Origin of the sequence: Arthrobacter sp. MYb227, assembly GCF_002975435.1 — a bacterium.
Taxonomy (GTDB): Bacteria; Actinomycetota; Actinomycetes; order Actinomycetales; family Micrococcaceae; genus Paeniglutamicibacter.
This window is the reverse complement of the sequence record NZ_PCPT01000006.1, coordinates 1-20,115: the sequence shown is the minus strand read 5'-3', so window position 1 is coordinate 20,115 and position 20,115 is coordinate 1. Positions and strand designations below refer to the sequence as shown.

The 20,115-nt window shown below is 57.6% G+C and carries 19 protein-coding genes; 4 read left to right on the top strand and 15 right to left on the bottom strand.

All coding sequences use genetic code 11. The annotated features are described in order from the left end of the window. The first annotated feature begins 51 nt into the window (after nt 1-51). Entirely contained in the window at nt 52-1,614 is a 1,563-nt protein-coding gene (locus CQ018_RS12925; RefSeq protein ID WP_105550426.1) for a PucR family transcriptional regulator, read from the top strand. On the opposite strand, the gene CQ018_RS12920 is transcribed toward CQ018_RS12925, so the two are convergent. The 4 genes from CQ018_RS12920 to CQ018_RS12905 form a co-directional block, all read right to left on the bottom strand. Then, the gene (locus CQ018_RS12920; protein WP_105550425.1) at nt 1,600-2,802 is read right to left on the bottom strand and encodes a CaiB/BaiF CoA-transferase family protein; all 1,203 of its coding nucleotides are present in this window, start codon (nt 2,800-2,802) and stop codon (nt 1,600-1,602) included. The two genes, CQ018_RS12925 and CQ018_RS12920, sit on opposite strands and share 15 nt — an antisense overlap. Next, nucleotides 2,799-4,325, bottom strand: coding sequence for an APC family permease (locus CQ018_RS12915; protein WP_258142599.1), 1,527 nt, complete (start codon nt 4,323-4,325; stop codon nt 2,799-2,801). Before CQ018_RS12915 ends, CQ018_RS12920 begins: the two co-directional genes overlap by 4 nt. Before the next feature lie 206 nt (nt 4,326-4,531). After that, nucleotides 4,532-6,097 carry an MFS transporter gene (locus CQ018_RS12910; protein ID WP_105550424.1) on the bottom strand — a complete coding sequence of 522 codons (1,566 nt, stop codon included), beginning with the start codon at nt 6,095-6,097 and terminating at the stop codon, nt 4,532-4,534. Continuing rightward, on the bottom strand, nt 6,094-6,591 hold the full coding sequence (locus CQ018_RS12905) for a MarR family winged helix-turn-helix transcriptional regulator (RefSeq protein WP_219844057.1): 498 nt from the start codon (nt 6,589-6,591) through the stop codon (nt 6,094-6,096). The genes CQ018_RS12910 and CQ018_RS12905 overlap by 4 nt, the downstream gene beginning before the upstream one ends. 121 nt (nt 6,592-6,712) lie before the next feature. Between CQ018_RS12905 and CQ018_RS12900 the strand changes: the two genes are divergently transcribed. After that, a complete protein-coding gene (locus tag CQ018_RS12900; protein WP_105550570.1) occupies nt 6,713-7,573 on the top strand; it encodes an inositol monophosphatase family protein in 861 nt (286 codons plus the stop codon). On the opposite strand, the gene CQ018_RS12895 is transcribed toward CQ018_RS12900, so the two are convergent. Both CQ018_RS12895 and CQ018_RS12890 read right to left on the bottom strand, forming a co-directional pair. Continuing rightward, nucleotides 7,570-8,346: a DUF4190 domain-containing protein gene (locus tag CQ018_RS12895; RefSeq protein WP_105550422.1), complete on the bottom strand. Its 777-nt coding sequence runs from the start codon at nt 8,344-8,346 to the stop codon at nt 7,570-7,572. The genes CQ018_RS12900 and CQ018_RS12895 overlap by 4 nt on opposite strands. A gap of 103 nt (nt 8,347-8,449) precedes the next feature. Beyond that, nucleotides 8,450-8,953, bottom strand: coding sequence for a DUF2087 domain-containing protein (locus CQ018_RS12890; RefSeq protein WP_105550421.1), 504 nt, complete (start codon nt 8,951-8,953; stop codon nt 8,450-8,452). Nucleotides 8,954-8,998: 45 nt separating this feature from the next. Here CQ018_RS12890 and CQ018_RS12885 point away from each other — a divergent pair, with 45 nt between their 5' ends. Next, on the top strand, nt 8,999-9,214 hold the full coding sequence (locus tag CQ018_RS12885; protein ID WP_105550420.1) for a hypothetical protein: 216 nt from the start codon (nt 8,999-9,001) through the stop codon (nt 9,212-9,214). Between the two features lie 53 nt (nt 9,215-9,267). On the opposite strand, the gene CQ018_RS12880 is transcribed toward CQ018_RS12885, so the two are convergent. The 6 genes from CQ018_RS12880 to CQ018_RS12855 form a co-directional block, all read right to left on the bottom strand. After that, on the bottom strand, nt 9,268-10,959 hold the full coding sequence (locus CQ018_RS12880) for an FAD-binding dehydrogenase (protein WP_105550419.1): 1,692 nt from the start codon (nt 10,957-10,959) through the stop codon (nt 9,268-9,270). Nucleotides 10,960-11,033: 74 nt separating this feature from the next. Further along, nucleotides 11,034-11,444, bottom strand: coding sequence for a cupin domain-containing protein (locus CQ018_RS12875; RefSeq protein WP_105550418.1), 411 nt, complete (start codon nt 11,442-11,444; stop codon nt 11,034-11,036). 11 nt (nt 11,445-11,455) lie between these two features. Next, nucleotides 11,456-12,253, bottom strand: a complete 798-nt coding sequence (locus CQ018_RS12870) for an IclR family transcriptional regulator (RefSeq protein ID WP_105550417.1) — start codon at nt 12,251-12,253, stop codon at nt 11,456-11,458. A gap of 80 nt (nt 12,254-12,333) precedes the next feature. Then, nucleotides 12,334-12,762 carry a deaminase gene (locus tag CQ018_RS12865; RefSeq protein ID WP_258142598.1) on the bottom strand — a complete coding sequence of 143 codons (429 nt, stop codon included), beginning with the start codon at nt 12,760-12,762 and terminating at the stop codon, nt 12,334-12,336. Between the two features lie 122 nt (nt 12,763-12,884). Next, nucleotides 12,885-14,141, bottom strand: a complete 1,257-nt coding sequence (locus CQ018_RS12860) for an aminopeptidase P family protein (RefSeq protein WP_105550416.1) — start codon at nt 14,139-14,141, stop codon at nt 12,885-12,887. Between the two features lie 63 nt (nt 14,142-14,204). Beyond that, entirely contained in the window at nt 14,205-15,605 is a 1,401-nt protein-coding gene (locus tag CQ018_RS12855) for an MFS transporter (RefSeq protein ID WP_258142597.1), read from the bottom strand. A 459-nt stretch (nt 15,606-16,064) separates the two neighbouring features. On the opposite strand from CQ018_RS12855, the gene CQ018_RS12850 reads away from it, so the two are divergent. Further along, entirely contained in the window at nt 16,065-17,528 is a 1,464-nt protein-coding gene (locus CQ018_RS12850; protein ID WP_258142596.1) for a hypothetical protein, read from the top strand. A 48-nt stretch (nt 17,529-17,576) separates the two neighbouring features. On the opposite strand, the gene CQ018_RS12845 is transcribed toward CQ018_RS12850, so the two are convergent. From CQ018_RS12845 to CQ018_RS12835, 3 genes are all read right to left on the bottom strand, one after another. Beyond that, a complete protein-coding gene (locus CQ018_RS12845; RefSeq protein WP_105550414.1) occupies nt 17,577-18,260 on the bottom strand; it encodes a DUF4166 domain-containing protein in 684 nt (227 codons plus the stop codon). Further along, a complete protein-coding gene (locus CQ018_RS12840; protein WP_146111903.1) occupies nt 18,244-19,065 on the bottom strand; it encodes a hypothetical protein in 822 nt (273 codons plus the stop codon). Before CQ018_RS12840 ends, CQ018_RS12845 begins: the two co-directional genes overlap by 17 nt. Nucleotides 19,066-19,171: 106 nt before the next feature. Continuing rightward, nucleotides 19,172-19,843 carry a GntR family transcriptional regulator gene (locus CQ018_RS12835; RefSeq protein WP_105550412.1) on the bottom strand — a complete coding sequence of 224 codons (672 nt, stop codon included), beginning with the start codon at nt 19,841-19,843 and terminating at the stop codon, nt 19,172-19,174. Nucleotides 19,844-20,115 lie beyond the last annotated feature (272 nt).

The window sequence follows — 20,115 nt, the reverse complement described above, 5'->3', positions numbered from 1 at the left end:
GTCATTGGATGATCTGCCTAAAGCGGTGGTTAGTATTGGATAATTTAGCCCATGATCTCTCTTTTGCAATTGGGTGCCGAGCTGGGCAGCGACCTTACTTCCTGTGATGGCTCGGGATTTAGTGCAAAACCCGTCACCGGTGTCCATGTCTCGGAACTCGAGGATCCGACACCCTATCTTGAGGGCGGGGAATTGTTACTGACCACCGGCATGCCATTTGCCACTTCAGCCTCGTTGAGTCAAAAATATATGGCAAGACTGGGGGCCAAGAATGTGCGCGCGGTGGGTCTGGGACTCGGTCCTTGGCTCAGCCGCGTTCCCGAACATGTAGTGGCGGCAAGCCGGACATCCGGCATCGAATTGGCAATAGTTCCCGACGGGGTACCCTTCCAAAATGTCACCCGTGCTTATTGGAAGCTTTCCACAAGGGATGACACAACTAATCTGATGGACTCCTTGGGCACCCAGACGGCCCTGGCTCGCGCGGCAATGCGCCCGGATGCCACACATGCGGTGGTGCGGGGGCTGGCGCAGGCACTTGGTGGTTGGGCGGCGTATCTTCCGGCAGATGCAAGTGTTGAGACAGTATGGCCGACCTCCACCACAGCACTAATACCCGCACTGCGAGCCGAGTCGATCCGTTTCAATAAGGCCGGGGTCCCCTCGGCTGCAACCTTTGAAATCAACGGGCAACCAGTGGTGCTCTACCCAATTCTGCTGGGCACCAGAATTCATGGGTTTTTATGCATTGGTTCCGGGCGCACCTTAACTCGTGCCGATCGCCAGATCATTATGACCGTATCCACGCTGCTGGCCCTGCGCGCCAGACAACGCGAGGTCATGGTGGGGACCACGAATGCGTTGGGTGCGGCAACCACCAAACTACTTTTGCACGGGCAAAGCGAGGCGGCCCATATGGTTGCCGAGGACGTGGGCTTGGGTGAGTTACCTAGCCGCGTCAGGCTGCTGGGTATCAGGCTTTCACCAGGAGATGATCCTGGACTCGCGGCACGCGCTGCCGTGCGCCTAGTTGCCGAACCCGGACTGCCAAATCTTGGTGCCGCTGTCGATCAATGCGTTTTGCGCTATGTGCAGGACTCAATCCTGTACTTGGTGCTTTCTGCTTCCGGGCTGGGCGATAGATCAAACGCTCTTGAGCCCGAATCCTTTGAAGAAAATGCGCTACTTGGTGTCTCAGCAATCATTGAACAAGAAGTTTCGGGCTCCTTAGCAGCGGCGCTAGGAGATCCGGTAAGTCTTGGCGAAATCCCCGGGAATCTTGCAGTCTTAAGGCAAGCAACGCTTGCGGCGCCCGAGGGACATCTGGTGGCGGTGAGCGCCAGCGAGGATGCCCGGGCCAGCGGGTGGGTGAAAGTGCTTGCCGATTACCCGCGAGCAGATTTGCTGGCAACGGTGCGTGAATACCTGAGGGCGCGTGGCACCTGGGAAGATGCGGCACGCGCCCTAGGTATTCACCGCAATTCGCTGCGGCACCGGATCTCGGTGGCCGGTGGATTACTCGATGTTAATCTTGATGATCCTGATGTCGCGGCGCACCTATGGTTAGCATTGCGCCGTGAAGAATCTTCACCGCAGTCACTAGGACGTGCTTAGAACCTGCGGTTGTTGCGGGATGGGGGTTTGTGTTTCGGTGTTGGAAAGCCAGTCGCGAATCGCCTCGGTGTGCTCACCAAGATGAGGCGGGGCGTGAGTCGGGGCATCCAGGGCCGGGGTCCAGGTAATGGGATGGCGCACCTGTTTCCCAACAACGACGCCGTGCGCATCGCGCACCTCAATGATCGGGTCAAGTCCCAGCGACTGGGCATAGTCAAGGCCCTCATCGATGCCCGCTACCTTGCCAGCCGGAACCCCAATACCGCTGAAGCGATCCTGCCAGCCCGCACCCTGATCGGACTGCAAGGCCGCTTCAAGGAGCGGGATCAGCACCTCACGGTTGGCAACACGCGCCGAGTTGGTGGCAAAGCGTGCATCCTGTGCCAGCGCCGGTTCTCCAATCTCGGTACAGAGTTTCACAAATTGGGCATCGTTACCGCAGGCCACGGCCACCGAGCCATCGGCACACCTCAGTAGCTGGTAAGGAACTATTGAGGGGTGCGCATTACCCATACGGGTTGCCACCTTTCCGGCTCCTAAATAGGCTTGCCCCTGGTTAGCCAACGCGCCTTGCAAGCTAGAAAGCAGATTGACCTCAATGTGGGCACCGCGCCCGGTTGTCGCACGCGCGTTCAGCGCACCAAGCACACCGATTGTTGCATCCTTTGCGGTGAGCACATCTACAAGCGCCACCCCGGCCTTCATTGGATCTGCATCCGGTTCACCGGTAATTGACATCAGTCCACCCAAAGCCTGAACCATGAAGTCGTAGCCGGGTAGGTGCGCTCCCCCGGTGGACCCAAAGCCCGAGATCGAGGCATAAATGAGCCTGGGGTTCAGTTCCGCGAGTTGTTCGTATCCCAATCCCATGATGTCCATGCCACCGGGTTTGAAATTTTCTACCAAAACATCTGCACGCAACGCCAGTTCTTTGGCTAGTTCTTTATCCGTTGGATGGCTCAGATCAAGGGTTACCGATTGCTTATTCCTATTGACCGATTCGAAGTAGGTGGAACCGGTGGCGGAGAAGGGTGGACCCCAGCTGCGGGTGTCATCCCCGGACCCGGGGCGCTCAACCTTGATCACCGTCGCGCCCATGTCAGCAAGTGTCATGGTGCATAAGGGACCGGCAAGAACCCGCGAAAAATCCGCTACTACTATTCCCTCAAGCGGGCGAATAGAGCTCATAGGTGATTACCTTCTTTTACCTTTTCGTTCGGCATGCTCCCGGATACCGGCGAGGCGCCAAGAACCGTTGATATTTTTGAGTTTTTGCGCATAGCGAGGCGTGCCAAGAGTTCTTCTTCGGCATTAATTCCTGGTTCGATGCCACGTGGGATACGGGCCAAGAAAACGAAGCCCAGAATCCACCAAGCGCCAAAGAGCATCCATGGTTCCACGGCGATGGCTGCCGGCATCCCGGGCAGGTACAAGGAGATTAATCCGGCACAGAAGAGCACCGAGGTCACACCGATTGCTTGACCAAAGTTGCCCTTGCCACCAATGCGTAGGGGGCGGTCCATAGTGGGTTCACGCTTGCGCAAGATGACAAAGGCGATGCCAACAAGCAGGTAAGCGACAACAATTGATGGTGAACCCGAATCAACAAGCCAACCCAGCATTGCCGATCCGAAGAATGGGGCAAGCACCGAGAGCCCACCAATGAAGAGCAGCGCGTTAACCGGGGTGCGGTATTTGGGGTGAAGTTTGGCGAACCATGCCGGGAGCATCCCCGAGGCAGCCATGGCGTAAAGCAGGCGTGAGGCCCCCATGAGCAGCGAGTTCCAGGAGGTTAAAATCCCTGCAATGCCACCACAGATCAACACCTTGGCCATCAGCTCCGAGTTGAACAAGGCACCCATGGCATCTGCTGTGGCAAGATCCGAGTTTGCAAGTGCCGCCGGACCCATTCCGGAGGAGGTTGCAAGGATGACCATAACGTACCAGGCGGTGGCGATGAGTACCGAGATGATCACGTATTTGCCGATGCGTCGCGGTGGAATATCGCACTCTTCTGCCGATTGCGGGATCACATCGAAGCCAACAAACATGAATGGGACGATGATCATCACCCCGAAGAACCCTGCAACACCGTTAGAGAAGAATGGTTCCATCGTGGCAGTTGAACCACCGGTAAAGGAACCAAAGAGCAAGACAGCCCCGATGGCAAAGAGGAAGAGGACAACAAAGGTTTGGACTACACCCGCCGTCTTGATGCCGCGAATATTGATTGCCGTGATGACCACCGCGCCCAGCACACCAACTAGCGCCCAGGTTAGGTACACCTCGGAGCCAGCAATATCCCAGAGTTTAACTTGATTTAGGTTGGGGAAAAGATAAAGCGCCGTTTTGGGAAGGGCTACTGCCTCAAAGGCAACAATGGTGATGTAACCGCCGGCGATGGCCCAAGAACCAACAAATGACCAGCGAGCGCCCATGGCCCGCAGCAGATAGTTGTGCTCTCCTCCAGCCTTGGGCATTGCCGCCACAAGTTCGGCGTACGTGAGGCCAACAACCACCATGATCCCGCCACCGACAACCATGGCTAGGGCCGCGCCAAACGGTCCAGCGGTGGTGATCCAATCGCCGGTGAGGACAACCCAGCCAAAGCCGATCATTGCACCTACGCCAATGGCGAGGGTGTCCCATCGACCCAAAACCTTTTTCAGTGCGGGCTGAGCGCCCTGCACCCGTGGTGAAGCTTTAGTCATCGCGGTTCCTTCCGTATGTACGACTAGATCACAGTACGAAGAAAAGTGATCAGAATCTCGGATAGATCATCTAAGCTTTTGGTCGATTCATCCGTAACGACTGGTCCAATCCGCACAAACCCGCACCCCAGAGCAGCAAAGAGGGTGATGGGTTGATATCCAATGTTTTTGAATACCAGCCCATCACCCTCTTCCAGCAGTGCGTATTAGATGGTTTTACGTAGTGGGACTTCCTTGATGAACAAGATACACACCAGGGCAACCACGGCAACGATCGCCGAGGTCATGAAGATAATGCCGGTTGCATCACCAAACGCCGTCTCATACAGGGCTCGTACCGCCGGTGGCATTGACGAAAGCTCTAGCGAGGCACCTCCACCTGCGACGCCTCCCGAACCATCGGGTGAAATCAGGTGGGCGGCGGTGAGCGCATCGATCACTAGCAAAGAGACCTTATCCGAAAGCATGGCACCAAGCACCGCAACGCCCGCGGCACCACCGACGGACCTGAAGAAGGCAACCGTGGAACTCGCGGTACCAATATCGGTGACCTTGACGGTGTTCTGGACCGCGAGTACCAAGTTTTGCACCATGAAACCCATGCCAATGCCGTTAAAGAACATTCCCGTGGCAATGATCCAATAGTTGGTGTCATGACTCATGGTGCCCAGCAGGGCCAGTGCGCCAATATTCACTATTGCGCCGATGACCAGGAAAATCTTCCAGCGCCCCAAACGCGAGATGAGTTGTCCGGAGAATACCGAACCAAAGAGGTTACCTACGATCATCGGCAGGGTCATGACCCCGGCCATGGTTGGGGTTGCTTCGCGCGCTACCTGGAAGTATTGGCCTAGGAAGGCGCCGGAGCCAAACATTGCCACGCCAATAGAAATTGAGGCAATGATTGAAAGTGCAGTGGTACGCGTGGCAATAATGCGCAGTGGGATGACTGGCTCGGGAACGCGTCCCTCGATCCAGATCAATAGGGCGATAAGCACCAATGATCCACCAACCATTGCGTAGGTTTGCCAGGAGTTGAATTCGAAGAACCCTTCCTTGCCCACGTAGGAAACCCAGATCAGCAGCACCGAGACGGAGATGGTGACGAGCACGGCTCCGGCCCAGTCAATATATACCTTGCGAGCAATATGTTTGATATGCAGGGTTTTGTGGATCATGAACATGGAAATCAGGGCAATGGGAATACCGATGAAAAATGTCCATCGCCAACCCAACGGCGAGTCAACGATAACCCCGCCCAGTAGCGGCCCACCGGCCGTAGCAACCGCCATGACACCACCGAAGTAACCCGAGTAACGGCCTCGTTCACGCGGCGGTATGACGGTGCCAATGACCGCCATGCCCATTGCGGTTAACCCGCCCATGCCGACGCCCTGCACCACGCGGGCACTCATAAGCATCGGTATATTGATGGCAAAACCGGCAAGCATGGATCCGGCAATGAAGATGATAATGCCAAGTTGCAGCAGCTTTTTCTTGTCAAAAAGATCTGCCAACTTACCCCAGATGGGGGTGGTTGCCGCGTTGGCCAAAAGAGCCGCGGTAATGACCCAGTTAAAATCGGTTTGCGTTCCATTGAGCGCATCCATGATGGTGGGTAGAGCGATTGAAACAATGGTTGTAGCAAGCATTGCGGCAAAGAACGCGGCGAGCACACCGGTGATGGAGCGCACCACCTCTTTTTGACCCATCTGAGGCGTATCGCCACGAATTTCACGCGTCTGCGCCGCGGCTTTCTGTTGCTCGCTCATACTTGTCCTTTCGGTGCGACGGTGGCCGCAGGGGTGGTTTTGCCGTGCATTTTTTCGATGCCGGCGCGCAGCACCTGCTGGATTCGGTTGACGGTGGAAGTCGCTTGTGAGATTTCGTCCTCATCCCAATCCGCGAGTAGGTCCGCGAAGAGATCGGTGCGACGTTGACGGGAACTTTCAACCTCAGCCCGTCCCTCGGCCGTGAGGGAAATTAGCTGAACCCTGGCATCCAGCGTGCATGGGGTACGTCGCAGCAAACCCTGCGCCTCAAGGTCGGCAACCTGTCGACTCATGGCAGCGGGGCCAATCCCATGCCAATGGGCAATATCCGTGGCCCTCGCCGGTTCCTGACGGTAGACATAGCCCAGGATGCTGATACCCGCAAAACCAGTTTTTTGATCAAGTTCACCCACATGAGCAAGCTGACGCAGGGCACGGTTAAGCAATCCGACGCTTTCAAAGAGTTCGAGCGTTTGTGAGGAACCGTGCGGCACGAGCTTCACTCTCCAATAAAATTAGTTGACCTAGGCAATTGTTGCCCTATGAAACTATATGAGTGAATTAGTTGCCTCGTCAAACTAAATTTTGGTGTTTCTACCGACTACGCTTGAACTCGTGACTACCGAAAACTTCAGCCAAGCCGATATTGATCTTGCCTATCGATTGCGTTTAGTGGCACTCGAAGCGGCGCGCAAGGCGGCCCCGCTGCTACGCGAGGCTTTCCGCAACTCGGTGCAGCGCGAAAATAAGACAAACGCTCACGATTTGGTCACGGCCTTCGATAAACGCAGCGAACAGATCATTAGCGAGCACCTTCTAGCCGCCGAAGAAGACTCCTGGGTTCTGGGTGAAGAAGGCGGAGCCATCGGCACCGGAAGCATCCAATGGATTGTTGACCCCATCGATGGAACCAGCAACTTTACTCACGGCATCGCATTCTTCTGCATTTCCATTGCCGCGGCACGCGATGGCCAACTACTTGCCGGTGTGGTGTTAGATCCGATGGCCGAGCTTGAATTTTCTGCCGATGCACAGCATGCCTACCTGAACTCCGAAATACTTACCCCCGAAAACCGCCCCGATCAGGCCCATGCAAACCTCATGACAGATTACCCCTCGGCAGAGGCGCTAGAGGTTGATGGCGCCTTGGGTCTCACGGAGTTTGGCTCGTGGGTCACTGCCTTTGCCACGGTACGGCGCAAGGTCTCGGCGGCCCTTGCGCTTGCTCATGTTGCAGCCGGTTGGTGCGATGTGACGCTGGGGATGGATACCAAACCATGGGATATTGCCGCCGGGGCGTTGTTGGTCCGTCGTTCCGGTGGCACTTACCTGCCCTACCGCTACGACGATCTTGAGCTACCGGATTTTGAAGCCCCCTGTTTTATTGCCTTGGGCCCGGGCGCACACTACCCGGCTGCCTTACAGTCGGCCGAGCGCATTATTAGCGCTCGGCGCGCACAGGGGTTTGGAAGTTAGTTAGCCGGTACGCCGCTGAGCATTCGGGCATCAAGCACGTCGCTGACGTCGAAATCGTAGTTACTTCCCATCCAAGGTGCCCCAATCATGCAGACTGCTTCGGCCCCTAGGCCCGTTGCAGCGTCTTCGGCAAGCAGTGTCCCATCGGAACTGAAGATTTTGCAGCCAACGTTTCCGTCGTTATCCCCTACATTTGTTGCAACAACCCCACCAAAGAAACTTGAAGCAGTTAATCGCTCGGTATAGGTGCCACGCTGGTTATTCGAGATCTCGGGGATGGAATCGGTGGTGGTGATCGCTAAGTGATATTCGCCGACCGAGCGGGTAACGAATTCATAGGTGTCGGTTTTATCCATGTATTGCATCATGGTGGAAAAGAGCAATGCATATAGTATCGAGACGAGCACACCAAAGGCACCGGTGACCAGCCCCGCAACAGCGAATCCACGACGGTTTAGACGCCTCACGATGCCGATGATGCCAAAAATCATCGCCAATGGTCCAAGTACGAAGGCTATAAATCCAAAGAACGGCACCAAAGAAATGACCGCGGCAATAATGCCTAAGACCAGCGCAGCGGTGGTAATTCCGTGGGTGCGTGGCGGTAAGTTCCACACCGGGTACTGATACCCGGTAAAGGGCGGATAGTTACCCTGGTTATATCCGGGATGTTGCCCTGGGTATTGTCCCTGATTCTGCCCGCTACCGTACCCTGGCTGGTTCCATGAATCATGGTTTGAACCACCATTAGTTGAGGCGTACGGGTCAGACAATGGGAGGCTCCTTGGAGGATACAGAGAGGCAATACAACGGGGAGAACTCAATAATGTTCATGAATGAAATTACCCCCTTTAGCGATAGTTGGCACATCGATTATTAGTCAGAGCCATCAGCCAAGCGATAAATGGAGCCATCGGGGCGGCGAATCACCACACCATAGTCGACCAAATAGCGCCGCAACAGCACTGCATCGTCGGAAATTTCTTCAAGGCGGAGGGTCAAATCTGTTTCAGTAAGCTCTTCACCATGCTTCAGGATCTGGGACCCCACGTGACGCAGCAGCCCAACACGCTCACCGTAAGCCTTGGGATAACGCTCAATTCGCCCATCGGCATCGAGGAACCGTTGCACTCCCTCTTTCGGTGTTGTGCTGGCGATTTGGGCCAAGGCACGGGTAAAAACCCCTTCGTCGGGTTTACCGTCTTCGTCTAAAAGTCCTGCGGACCGCAGGTTTTTCAGTGCCTTGGCTTGTTTTATCGAGCTGCCATCCGTTTCAATCCCAAGGATGGCTTGGGCATATGCGCGTCGAGTGTCTTCATTGGCAAGAGCCCCGAAGATTCTGCGCCAATCCGTCGGATTATTGGTCAATGATTCTTTCATTTTGCAACCCTCGTTTTTCCATTTCTTTAGGCATACCCTGAGGGCATGGCTACTCTATTTCATAAAAATGCACAGGAGGCAGCCGTACACCATCATGGTGGCGGCGCCATCGTTCTTGGCGGAGTCCTCGCAGCCTTGCTGTTTGTTGTCTTCGCACTCTTCGTTGCCAGCTACGGCGGCACGTGGCTACCGATGATGATCGGCATGTCCTTTGGAATTTCGGCGGCTCTCTTTGGAACCGTTTACCATTTCACACACTAATCACACCAATAGACCACACCGACCCTCAAGCAGTACTTGCTCGGTGTGGTTTTTTATTGCCGTTTGACCCGCAACACGTTGCTCTGCGTCGCAGCTGCCGCTCCGGCGGCTCGACCGCTAAATAAACACCCACCCAAGAAGGTTCCCTCAAGAGCCCGGTATCCGTGATAGCCTCCTCCGCCAAAACCTGCGGCCTCCCCTGCAGCGTATAAACCAGGCACAGGCTGACCGCTCGCATCCAAGACGCGAGAGCTTAGATCCGTGTTGAGTCCACCTAAGGATTTGCGCGTCAGAATGTTGAGGCGCACAGCAATGAGCGGACCGTCCTTGGCGTCGGTCAGCGCGCGGGGCTTCACCGTACGAATCAGCTTGTCTCCCAGATAATGCCGAGCACCATGAATCGCAGCGATCTGCCCATCTTTTCCGAAGCTATTTTGCACTGCGGCGTCACGCGCATTTACTACTTCCGTTATTTCTTGGGCATCGAGCAATGATTCACCGGTGAGCTCGTTCATCTTGTGCACTAGTTCTTCAAGAGTCTCTGCCTGCACAAAATCTTCACCGTGATCCAAGAATGCTTGTACCGGTTCGGGAACATCGGCTCTTGCCCGGGCCAAGACTCCCTTGATGTCTTTGCCTGTTAGATCCGGGTTTTTTTCGCTGCCCGAAAGCGCAAATTCCTTGCCGATAATGCGCCTATTAAGAATGAACCAGCTGTAGTCGTGCCCGGTGCCACGCAAGTATTCAAGGGTGCCCAAGGTATCAAACCCCGGCCATAGTGGATCGGGAAGACGTTTGCCTGTTGCATCTAGCCACAGCGAACTGGGACCCGGCAGGATACGGATTCCATGGTTGGCCCAGACCGGGTTCCAGTTACCGATGCCTTCTGTGTAGTGCCACATCCTGTCCCCATTGATGAGTCTTCCACCGGCGGCATGAGCAATATCAAGTCCGCGCCCATCAACATGTGCTGGGACCCCGGAAACCATGCGGGTAGGTGGGGTGCCTAGCCGCTGTGGCCAGGCGTCACGCACCTTGGCAACATTTCCGCCAATGCCGCCGGTGGCAATGATAACCGCCGGGGCAAAGTATTCGAACTCGGCTAGCTCGGTACGGTTTGTTGCAACACCACGTTCCGCGGCATCCGGTTCAAGGATGTGCCCGCGTACCCCGGCGATTTCCTGCCCCTCAACGATCAGTTCATCGAGCCGGTGCCGCCATAAGATCTTAAGCATTCCCTTGGCTTGTGCCGTGTGGGCTGCCTGGGCAAATGGTTCAACGAGACCAGGACCAGTACCCCACGTGATATGAAACCGGGGAACCGAGTTTCCGGGGCCTTGGGCCCCTGCCCCGCCGCGTTCGGCCCATCCGACCACGGGAAAGAATCTCACTCCATGTTCGTGGAGCCATTCGCGTTTTCCGTTCGCCGCCCAATGCACATAGGCCTTGGCCCATTCTCGTGGCCAATAATCTTCTTCTCGGTCAAATCCGGCAGTGCTGAACCAGTCGCGTAGGGCTAATTCTTCGGAGTCTTTAACTCCAAGCCTGCGCTGTTCGGGGGAATTGACAAGAAAAATTCCACCGAAACTCCAGTGCGCTTGTGCCCCAAGGTTTGCCGAAGATTCTTGATCGATCAACAGCACTCGAGACCCGGCGCTGACCGCTTCGGTCGCTGCTACGAGTCCGGCCAGACCCGCGCCGACAACTATGACATCAAAGTTTTGTGAAAATGGTGTTTGCCCCATAAACCCACACTACCGGGAAGTGCCCCCAGTCACACGGAGGGCATGCTCGGGACCTGACTCCGGTACCGGGGAATCTATGTTTCTTTGGTTCGCGCCAGCATTGAGGCAGCAAAAGAACCAAAGCCAGAAAAATCCTTGCCACCGGGCCTGCCCCAAACCACCAGCAGGCGCAGCACACCGTTCCCCGTATTTTGGACATCATGTGGCACTCCAGCCTGCGCCAATACGCTATCGCCGGCACCCAATTCATGGTGTTGTTCACCAACACGCATTGTGGCGGTGCCTTCAAGAACTAGATAAAACTCTTCGAGTGCGCTCTGCCCGGGCTCATGTACATGCATGCCCTCAAAGCCGCCCGGTGCTAGTTCCCAAGTTTGGATGGCCACCGGCATGCCCATCGAGTCCGCAAAATGGAACTGTATGCGAGTTAATGTTCCCTCATGTAGCGGATAATCGAAGCCGTGAGCTCCGCGTTTTTCAATCATGTACTCACGACCTATTGGTTCACTGGTGCACCAAGACGGACGCTGATCTGCTTGGCTGCACGCATACAGGCGGTACCCAACTGATGCAGCTGTTTCTCGGTGACTCTGTAGTACGGAGCGGCAATCATGGCACTGGCAACAACCGTGCCACGGTGGTCAAAGATTGGAGCGGCAACCCCTACCTCATCTGGTGAGGTTTCCCCGTGGTTTGCCGCGTAGCCACGCGTTCGCACCGCTTCCAATCGCTTGAGATAGGCATCCCTTTCGCGCTGGGAATTTTCTACCAGGCGTACGGATCCTGTGTCGAGCAATTCCACGGCACGGCTCAATTCTTCATGCGCCATAAATACTTGTACCGAGGCACTGAGTGCGGTGTTGTAACGACTACCCATGGCAGAAGTGTGTTTGACCTGATGGATACTTGGAATTTGCTCAACGGAAATCGATTCTTGCCCATCCCAGATGGTGAGCACCGCAGTTTCCTCGGTAACCAGAGCCAATTCGTTGAGGAACGGGAACGACACCCTACGCACATCAAGGTTTGCCAGCAAAGGACCGGCCACGGCAATGAGGCCCAACCCGAGAGAATACTTACGGGTTGTTTCATCCCTAGCAACAATGCGCTCTTGTTCCAGCGTTGTCAGGATTCTTGAGACGCTGGATTTGTGTAGTCCAACCTGTACCGCAATCTCGGTGACCCCGAGTACCGGATGTTCAATGGTAAAGCAGCGCAGAACATCAATAACGTTGACAATAACCGAAGCGCCGCGGGGTTCAACGGCTGGGGTTTCGGTAGTTTGGGCAACCATGAGGGTTCTCTCCAATAATGTTGGTACAAGATCGTGCGTCTATGCAAAACCGTACCCCGGTTTGCTGTGCTTCCGAGGTATCACGGCGATTCAATGCCGATGTCTTCATGCCAAAGTTGCGAGTTTTGCGTGATGAAATTTTTCATCAGGGCAGTGGCCTCCGGGTCATCGATGAGCACGACTTCGATGCCACGATCCTTGAGTAATTGAAGTTCCCCGGCAAAGTTTTCACTCTCCCCAACCACAACCCGTTGAATACCACATTGGATCGCGGCGCCGGCACAAAGGGCACAGGGAGCCAGCGTCGAATACAGGGTGGCCCCTGCATAGCTGGAACGCCGTCCGACATTGCGAAGTGCATCAATTTTCAGCATGTGCCGTCGGATCACCATTTTGAACTCTGCGGTTGCGTCCCTCGCCCAGCAAGAGTCCCGATGCGAAAATACTTGAGCCAAGGGGTACTCCACTTTCGGCAGCGCCTTGGCGGGCTTGCGCCAGTGCCGCGGCATAACCTTTGTGGTCTTGTTCGCTTAGTTTCATGGCTCCAGTACTCTCAATAATCCTAGAATTTATGCTCTGGGGCGGTGGATCACCCATGAGGTAATCCACCGCCCCAGGCTACGGGGATCAGTTAGGCGTCGATGATGTTGTTTTCCGGGCCGAAGCCGAACTTGGTGATGTTCTCCACGCCGCCGTCCTCGCCGATGACCAGGATGTCGTGCTCGCGGTAGCCGCCGGCACCCGGCTCGCCGTCCAGGACGGTGACCATTGGTTCCATGGAGACAACCATGCCCGGCTCCAGCACCGTGTCGATGTCCTCGCGCAGTTCCAGGCCCGCCTCGCGGCCGTAGTAGTGCGAGAGGACGCCGAAGGAGTGGCCGTAGCCGAAGGTGCGGTTGGGCAGCAGGCCGTGGCCGATGAAGATCTCGTTGAGCTCGGCGGCAATGTCCTTGCAGACGGCGCCGGGCTTGATGAGTTCCAGTCCGCGCTTGTGCACCTCGACGTTGGCGTTCCACACCTGCAGGGAGCGCTCGTCCGGCTCTCCGAGGAACAAGGTGCGCTCCAGGGCGGTGTAGTAGCCCGAAGTCATCGGGAAGCAATTCAGCGAGAGGATGTCCCCGCGCTCAAGCTTGCGGGTGGTGGCCCAGTTGTGCGCGCCGTCGGTGTTGATGCCGGACTGGAACCAGACCCAGGTGTCGCGCACCTCGCGGTGCGGGAAGGTCTTGGCGATTTCGTGCACCATGGCCTCGGTGCCGATCAGTGCGACCTCGTACTCGGTGATGCCCTCGCGGATGGCTGCCTTGATGGCTTCGCCACCGATGTCACCGATGCGTGCACCGTGCTTGATGACCTCGATTTCCTCGGCGGACTTGATCATGCGCTGGCGCATGGCATCCTGCGAGACATCCACCAGGGTGGCACCCTCGAAGGTGGCAGAGATGGATTGGCGGGTCAGCAGCGGCAGGGCGTCGTCTTCGACGCCGAGGCGGGCTGCCTTGACGCCGTTGCGCTTCAGTGCTTCCTGCAGTCCGTAGTAGAAGTTGTCGCGCTTCCAGTCGGTGTAAACGATGTTATCGCCGTAGCTGGTACGCCACGGCATGCCCGCATCGATGTTCGCGGTGATCGTTGTCGAGCTGTCTGCTGTGACAACCAGCGCGTAGTTGCGGCCGAAGGTGGTGTAGAGGAAATCGGAGTAGTACTTGATCCCGTGATAGCTGGTCAGGATGACCGCATCGAGGTCTTTGGCGGCCATGATCTGGCGTAGTCCCGCAAGACGGCGCTCAAACTCGGCGTCGGAGAAGGTGAGCTGCTGCTTGGCTCCGTTGTGTAGGGTCTTCAGGCGCTCTAGCTCGGAAACATTGGTTGCGTTGGCCGGTGCAATGGTCATGGTGACTCCTAATATTGTTGATCGAATGGTGTTGCTGTGTTGGAAGAAAGAAATGGGGTGGTCCTAGGCCAGCGGTTTCTTGCTGGTTTCCACCGAGCAAGCGACGGCCACCAGTGAGATGACTGCTGCGGCCATGAGGTACCAGCCGGGCGCAATCACGTTGCCGGAGGTGGCAATCAGCACTGTGGCCACAAACGGGGCGGTGCCGCCGAAGAGCGCGTTGGAGAGATTGAAAGAGACGGCGAATCCTGAGTAGCGGACCCGGGTGGGGAACATTTCGGCCAGGTAGCTGGGCAAGGTTCCGTCATTGAGTGCCAGCATTCCGCCAAGCAATATCTGGACCAAGATCACGACGGCGAACGTGCCCGATTCCAGAAGCATGAATGCCGGAACCGTAAAGAGGACAAATGCAATGGATGCGGTCATCAGGACCTTTTTGCGTCCGATCCGGTCCGAAAGCATCCCCGTCAGGAAGATGAAACCGATGTACGTGGTCAAAGCGACGGTCGTGGCAACGTATGAAGCGGTTTCCTCGAGCCCCAACTCTTGGGACAGATAGGTCGGCATGTAGCTGAGGATGACATAGAAGCCCACAGCATTGAGCAAAACTGCGCCCACGGCTTGGACAAGCTGGCGCCAGTGGTTCTTGAACAGCGAGCTAACCGGTGCCTTGACAGCTTCGTCTTCCTGGGCCAGCTCCTTGAAGACCGGGGAATCTTCAAGTTTGGTTCTGATGTAGCGGCCAATCAGGCCCATGGGTGCTGCCAGCAGGAAGGGGAGGCGCCAGCCCCACGAGTGCATATCCTCGGTGGCCAACACTCCCGTAAGTAGAGCCGCCAACAGTGAACCAAGCAGCAAACCTGTGGCCGTGCTAGCCGGAACCACTGCTGCATAGAGTCCACGGCGGTTGGCCGGCGCGTATTCCACCAGGAAGGCCGAGGCTCCTGCATATTCACCGGAAGCGGAGAAGCCCTGAACCACGCGAATGATCAACAGGAGGATTGGTGCCCAGATTCCAATGGTGTCGTATGACGGGATCAGTGCGATGCAGAAGGTTGCTGCGGACATAATCAAGATCGACCAAGATAGCGCTTCGCGACGCCCGACACGGTCTCCGATGTGGCCCCAGACGAAGCCTCCCAGTGGGCGAACGAAGAATGAAACCGCGAAGAGAGCGAAGGTCAGCATCAGCCCCGTGGTCGGATCGGAATCCGGGAAGAAAACCGCTGTGATGGTGACCGCAAGGTAGCCGTAGACAGCATAGTCAAACCATTCCACAAAGTTACCGATAAAGCTTGCGGCAACAACCTTTCGCCGGGTCTTCTTGCCAATGCCCGCCGGGTCGGGACGTTCCTGGCCGCTAAGCGTTGGGCCAAGGTCGATGGATGGATCTGTGGTGAAAGCTTTCGAGGCAGAACTTGCGGCAGTGCTTTGGCGTGCCGAGATGTTATTGCTCTGAGTCATTGTGGATACCACCAGAATATTTGGGAGTTGCAATGAATGCAACGCTGTTGCATTGACTGTATTTGTGTCCCGAGTCACTGTCAAGGGGTTTTGTGGGTGAAGCATGGTGAGGCACTCATTGGCCCTGCCCCTCGCGGAGCAGTCGGAAACCACCGTGGTGCCACAGGGGCAAGAAAGGCACCGACTTCCCGGGTTGAACACCGCGTCTCCGGAAGAAGTAACGCCTGGACCCCAACTGCTCTTGCCAATGTCCGATAGAACGGGATTGTTCGGGCTTCTGCGGGGGGGCAGCAGCATGGTCGAGACTTCAATGCGAGCCCGCGCTCGATACCCGCCCGGGTGCATATCAGCCCAAGCCCTCGCCGCAACGACTCATTACCGATCGATTCACATCCCGGACCGGCCCGTGAAAGTATGTCTTGGAGTTTCATCACCCATAGCCAAAAGGAATATTGTCCCGTGAAAAAGCCATTAGCCATCGTCGGCGCGGTCCTACTTGCCGTCTTGGCAAGTCCATTGCTAGACCCATTGACCAGGGCACGGGTTTTCACCGGCTTCTTTTTTGGCGGCGGCCTGGCCCTCACTTTGCTGGTTGCCGGGATTCTCGTCGCAGTGATTGGCTTCTTCGCCAGCAAGCGTCGGATCGCAGGCCTCGGGGTGTTGGCTGCCATCATCGCCGTGCCGTTGGCGTTGGCTGCCAGTTGGAACGCCAACGTGCACCTGCGCGACACCGTTGCGGTGGTTTCCGCCGAGGAAGAGCTTCTTCCGGAAACCGGGCTGCGCGCACCCTACCTGGTCGCCGAACGGCAGGCATCATCCAACAGCTCGGGCACCGTGGGAGATATCGCCGGCACCACCTACCTGGCCGGGAAGAATGTGTACTCGACCCTGGTAGAGCGCCGCGGCTGGCTGGGCCCGGGCTACGAGACCATGATCGTGCAGAAACTGGCGCTGACCGGCCAGGCAACCGGCGAGCGTTGCGATTTCGCACCGCACGCCAACAAGCGGATGAACGGGATCTTCGGCAACAGCCTAACCAGGGCCATTGCCCGCATCGACACCGGCTTAATCGCCAAGGATGTGGACACCTGGGGCTACTGCGACAACGGCATCCCGAAAATCGTTGTCCCGGTGACAAAGCTCGAAAACTGGTTGGCGCCAAGCGACGTTCCGGCCGGCGTCATCATCTACGACGGAAGCACCGACCAACTGGAGTACAGGCCCGAGGTCGCTTCCGGCCAGCTTCCCGGCCCGGCCGTATCCATTTCCCAGTCGCGCCGCATCAATGCCTCGCTGGCCACGCTGAACGGCGGCTGGTGGAGCACCAACATCCTGAAGTCCACCGGCATCACCGATGAGCCCAAGGACGAAGACGACACGAACCTTGGAAGCCATTCGAATTTCAGTCTGAACCACGGAGAGGCGAAGTTCGGGTTCTTCTCGCCGTTCACCTCGCGGGCTTCCTCGCGCACCATCGACCACGTGGCGGTGCTCGACAGCTCGCAGGTGACGGCGGGAACGAGTGCCTCCGCGAAACTGTACTCTCTGCGCAGCCCGCGCCAGTCGAATGCAGCCACTGCGGACAAGATCAAGGCCGATTATTCTTCCCTGAGCGACTGGGCCACCGGCATGGCCGTCATGGAGATCGTGCCGGGCGGCGAAGGGGTCTGGCACGCCAGCATCGGGCAGAAGCAGAACGTGAACTACCGTGTACAGCTGAATGCCGACGGCTCGTCCTGCCTGCTCACGGCCACCGGCAACAAGCTGCGCTGCTCCACCGACGCCGAACCGGCCCCGGGCGATTTGCCCGAGGGAGGGCTCGGCAACGGGACTGTCGACCCGTCGGGCTTGACTAACGACCAGCTTAAGACCCTGCATGAGGCCATCGTCAAGGAACTCCACGAGCGCATCACGGACCAGTAGCGACCCGCGTACGGCTCCCCTTCGGCAGCCTTTCCCAGCGGTCAGCCGCTACTCACGGAGTTCTTCCCTCAACGGCTTGAGGGCCGATGGGGCAACCGCGTCAGCCAGTGACGGATACGTACAGGTGAACTCGCCGCGGTACCCAAAGAGGAATCCAAAAACAGGGTTCCGCACCTGCAACTGAATGGTGAACACTCCGCGTTCATCGTCATAGCTTTCATACAGATCAGCGGTGCCGGTGAAGATCGCAGGAACAGTGAATGCCAAGGGGCCCTCGTAGAAGCGGAGGTCGCCTGTTTGAAGATGGAGCGACCCATCGGTCAGGACCTCCAGCTTGAGGTCTGTGGCCAGGTGCTGGTGCGTTCCGAGGTAATCAACGATTCCGCGGCGCCGAGGGCTGTGCACCATGGTGGCATCGAAGCGGCTCTTCTTGGCGCGAGCCGGTCCCAAGGTCCGCACGAAGGTGACGGTCGGGCGGCCGAACCCGTCGGTGTAGGGGTGGTTCTCGATGGTGAAGGGGATGTTCCTCCCCTGCCCGGGAAACAGGATGTTGCGGTAGGTGCCCAGGTGCAGGAACGGCAGGGTCCACCATGCACCGCGCCTGACCTCGGAAAAGATGCCTCGGCCAACGCACGCATAGCCCGCCTCCACGTCCACGCCGAAGCGTTTCTGGAGCATGGGGTGCAACCGCTCGAAGTCCTGTCCCAGCGCCAGCTCAAAGATCGAAGCCATTTTCGTCTCCTTCCATTGGTCGGACTCCGGCTCCACGTTCGTCATTCGTTTTCAGCCCGGCAAGGGTTGATGGTGCACGAGCTGCTCGGGCATCGGGTGCGCGCCGCAGGCACCGGCGCGCCCTTGGAACCGTCCAATGGGACAGAACCGTGAATGCGGAAAGGGCCGCGGCCACACCGGCCAAGGCAACACCATTGCTTGACGTCATTCGGGCGCGGCGTAGCAGAAGCCAGGCAGCCAGCATGCCTCCCGTTCGCGCCCCCGCGTCCAAGGACCACCGGTTGCGCGCCGTGCGGGGATCCACACCCGATTCAGCCCAGAGCCTCAGGCGGTCAAAGCTCAGGGCGGTCGCCCACCCGAGCGCTGGGCGAAAGATGCTCGAGTCCAGGGCTTTTCCGACCAACCCCATTCCGGGGCGGTAGTTGTAGCCCGTAATGAAACGAATTCCGTCCCTTGTGGGGATGTATCGCCAATATCCGGAGCCTCGGCCGATCGGGGACAGCGGATCGGCCGTGTCGAACTTCAGCACCGAGGTTGCCTGCCCGTCCGCTCGATGCCGGTGCACCAAGGAGGTCCCGGTTCCGTGGATGGCATACAACGGAAGGTGGAACTCGTAGCGGAAGTCGACAGGACCATCCTCGCCATGGCCCAAGGGCACAATCTTGGAGAACCGCAGATCCCATCTGGGGTGCAGATCGCTGTCCTGGGTCAGCTTCCACACACGCTCCATGGGCGCCCGAACCAGAATCTCTACATAGATCGGGGCGCGCTTCGAAGAGTTGGCCGTGTCCGGTTTTTCCCGCATCCACTCATCATAGGTTCCGCTGGACTCACCCCTTGAAGGGGCTTGCGGGCCTTCCGCGATGATCACCCGGCAAGCCAAGGCTCCTCCCGGCCTTCCCTCGGCACGCTTACAGGACGGCGCGGATCGTCTGCTCGAAGCTGGTAATGTGCGCCAGGGCCATGGCCTCGGCCGATTCGGCCTCCCCCGCCACGATGGCGTCGAGCAGGTCCACGTGTTCCTCGATGTGCCCCGAGACCGAGGGTACCTTGTCCAGCACCAGGCACCAGATGCGGGTGGCCAGGTTGTCCAGGCGGATCAGGGTTTCCTCGAGGTGGGGGTTTCCCGCAGCTCGGTAGATGAGGCGGTGGACGTTGAGGTCGTACTGCATCAGCCCGCGCTTGTCGACCTTCTTCTCCCCGAGCCGCTCGATGTCGCGGGCCAGCGCGCGCAGGGCTTCGCGGTCCGCATCGGGGGCACTGAGCGCGGCCTTGCGGGCGGCCAGCGGCTCCAGCGATCGACGTAGTTCGGAGACGTCCGCGAGTTCGGTGATGTCAACGATCGTGGCAAAGGTGCCGCGGCGCGGGTATGAAACCACCAGGTGGTCGATCTCCAGGCGCTTGAGCGCCTCGCGCACCGGGGTCCGGCCCACGCCGAGCTCCAGGGCCAGTGCCCCGTCGTTGATGGGTTCCCCGGGACGGATATCGAGCATGATCAACCGGTCGCGGATGTCGCGGTAGGCCTGCTCGGCCAGGGAAATTGGCGCGTCGGCAAGCTCTACGGGCGCTGCAATATTGCTCATCTAACGACTCCTTAGCGAGGAAATTACGGGAAACATCTTAGTTGCTTCATCGTTTTGTCTTCTTTTGACCCGACCATTGACAGCATGTGATCCTCATCATAGCATTGCGTCTAGTTCTGATATATCAATCATAAACAACTTGTACTTCAAGGAGTGACCACTGGATGACGGCCCTGAACAACACACTCGTCGAGTCATCGCTGACGCAGGATATTTCCACGCTTGATCCGGAGATCGCCGAGCGTATTGACGCGGAGCTGGCTCGCCAGCAG

What these genes read in the sequence shown, in the direction of transcription:
- CQ018_RS12865 (WP_258142598.1), bottom strand. Translation starts at nt 12,762, where the DNA reads ATGCCGCGGCACTGGCGCAAGCCCGCCAAGGCGCTGCCGAAAGTGGAG.
- CQ018_RS12925 (WP_105550426.1), top strand. Translation starts at nt 52, where the DNA reads ATGATCTCTCTTTTGCAATTGGGTGCCGAGCTGGGCAGCGACCTTACT.
- CQ018_RS12835 (WP_105550412.1), bottom strand. Translation starts at nt 19,843, where the DNA reads ATGAGCAATATTGCAGCGCCCGTAGAGCTTGCCGACGCGCCAATTTCC.
- CQ018_RS12885 (WP_105550420.1), top strand. Translation starts at nt 8,999, where the DNA reads ATGGCTACTCTATTTCATAAAAATGCACAGGAGGCAGCCGTACACCAT.
- CQ018_RS12855 (WP_258142597.1), bottom strand. Translation starts at nt 15,605, where the DNA reads ATGACTCAGAGCAATAACATCTCGGCACGCCAAAGCACTGCCGCAAGT.
- CQ018_RS12910 (WP_105550424.1), bottom strand. Translation starts at nt 6,097, where the DNA reads ATGAGCGAGCAACAGAAAGCCGCGGCGCAGACGCGTGAAATTCGTGGC.
- CQ018_RS12875 (WP_105550418.1), bottom strand. Translation starts at nt 11,444, where the DNA reads ATGATTGAAAAACGCGGAGCTCACGGCTTCGATTATCCGCTACATGAG.
- CQ018_RS12860 (WP_105550416.1), bottom strand. Translation starts at nt 14,141, where the DNA reads ATGACCATTGCACCGGCCAACGCAACCAATGTTTCCGAGCTAGAGCGC.
- CQ018_RS12845 (WP_105550414.1), bottom strand. Translation starts at nt 18,260, where the DNA reads ATGGCTTCGATCTTTGAGCTGGCGCTGGGACAGGACTTCGAGCGGTTG.
- CQ018_RS12915 (WP_258142599.1), bottom strand. Translation starts at nt 4,325, where the DNA reads ATGACTAAAGCTTCACCACGGGTGCAGGGCGCTCAGCCCGCACTGAAA.
- CQ018_RS12840 (WP_146111903.1), bottom strand. Translation starts at nt 19,065, where the DNA reads ATGCGGGAAAAACCGGACACGGCCAACTCTTCGAAGCGCGCCCCGATC.
- CQ018_RS12920 (WP_105550425.1), bottom strand. Translation starts at nt 2,802, where the DNA reads ATGAGCTCTATTCGCCCGCTTGAGGGAATAGTAGTAGCGGATTTTTCG.
- CQ018_RS12880 (WP_105550419.1), bottom strand. Translation starts at nt 10,959, where the DNA reads ATGGGGCAAACACCATTTTCACAAAACTTTGATGTCATAGTTGTCGGC.
- CQ018_RS12870 (WP_105550417.1), bottom strand. Translation starts at nt 12,253, where the DNA reads ATGGTTGCCCAAACTACCGAAACCCCAGCCGTTGAACCCCGCGGCGCT.
- CQ018_RS12890 (WP_105550421.1), bottom strand. Translation starts at nt 8,953, where the DNA reads ATGAAAGAATCATTGACCAATAATCCGACGGATTGGCGCAGAATCTTC.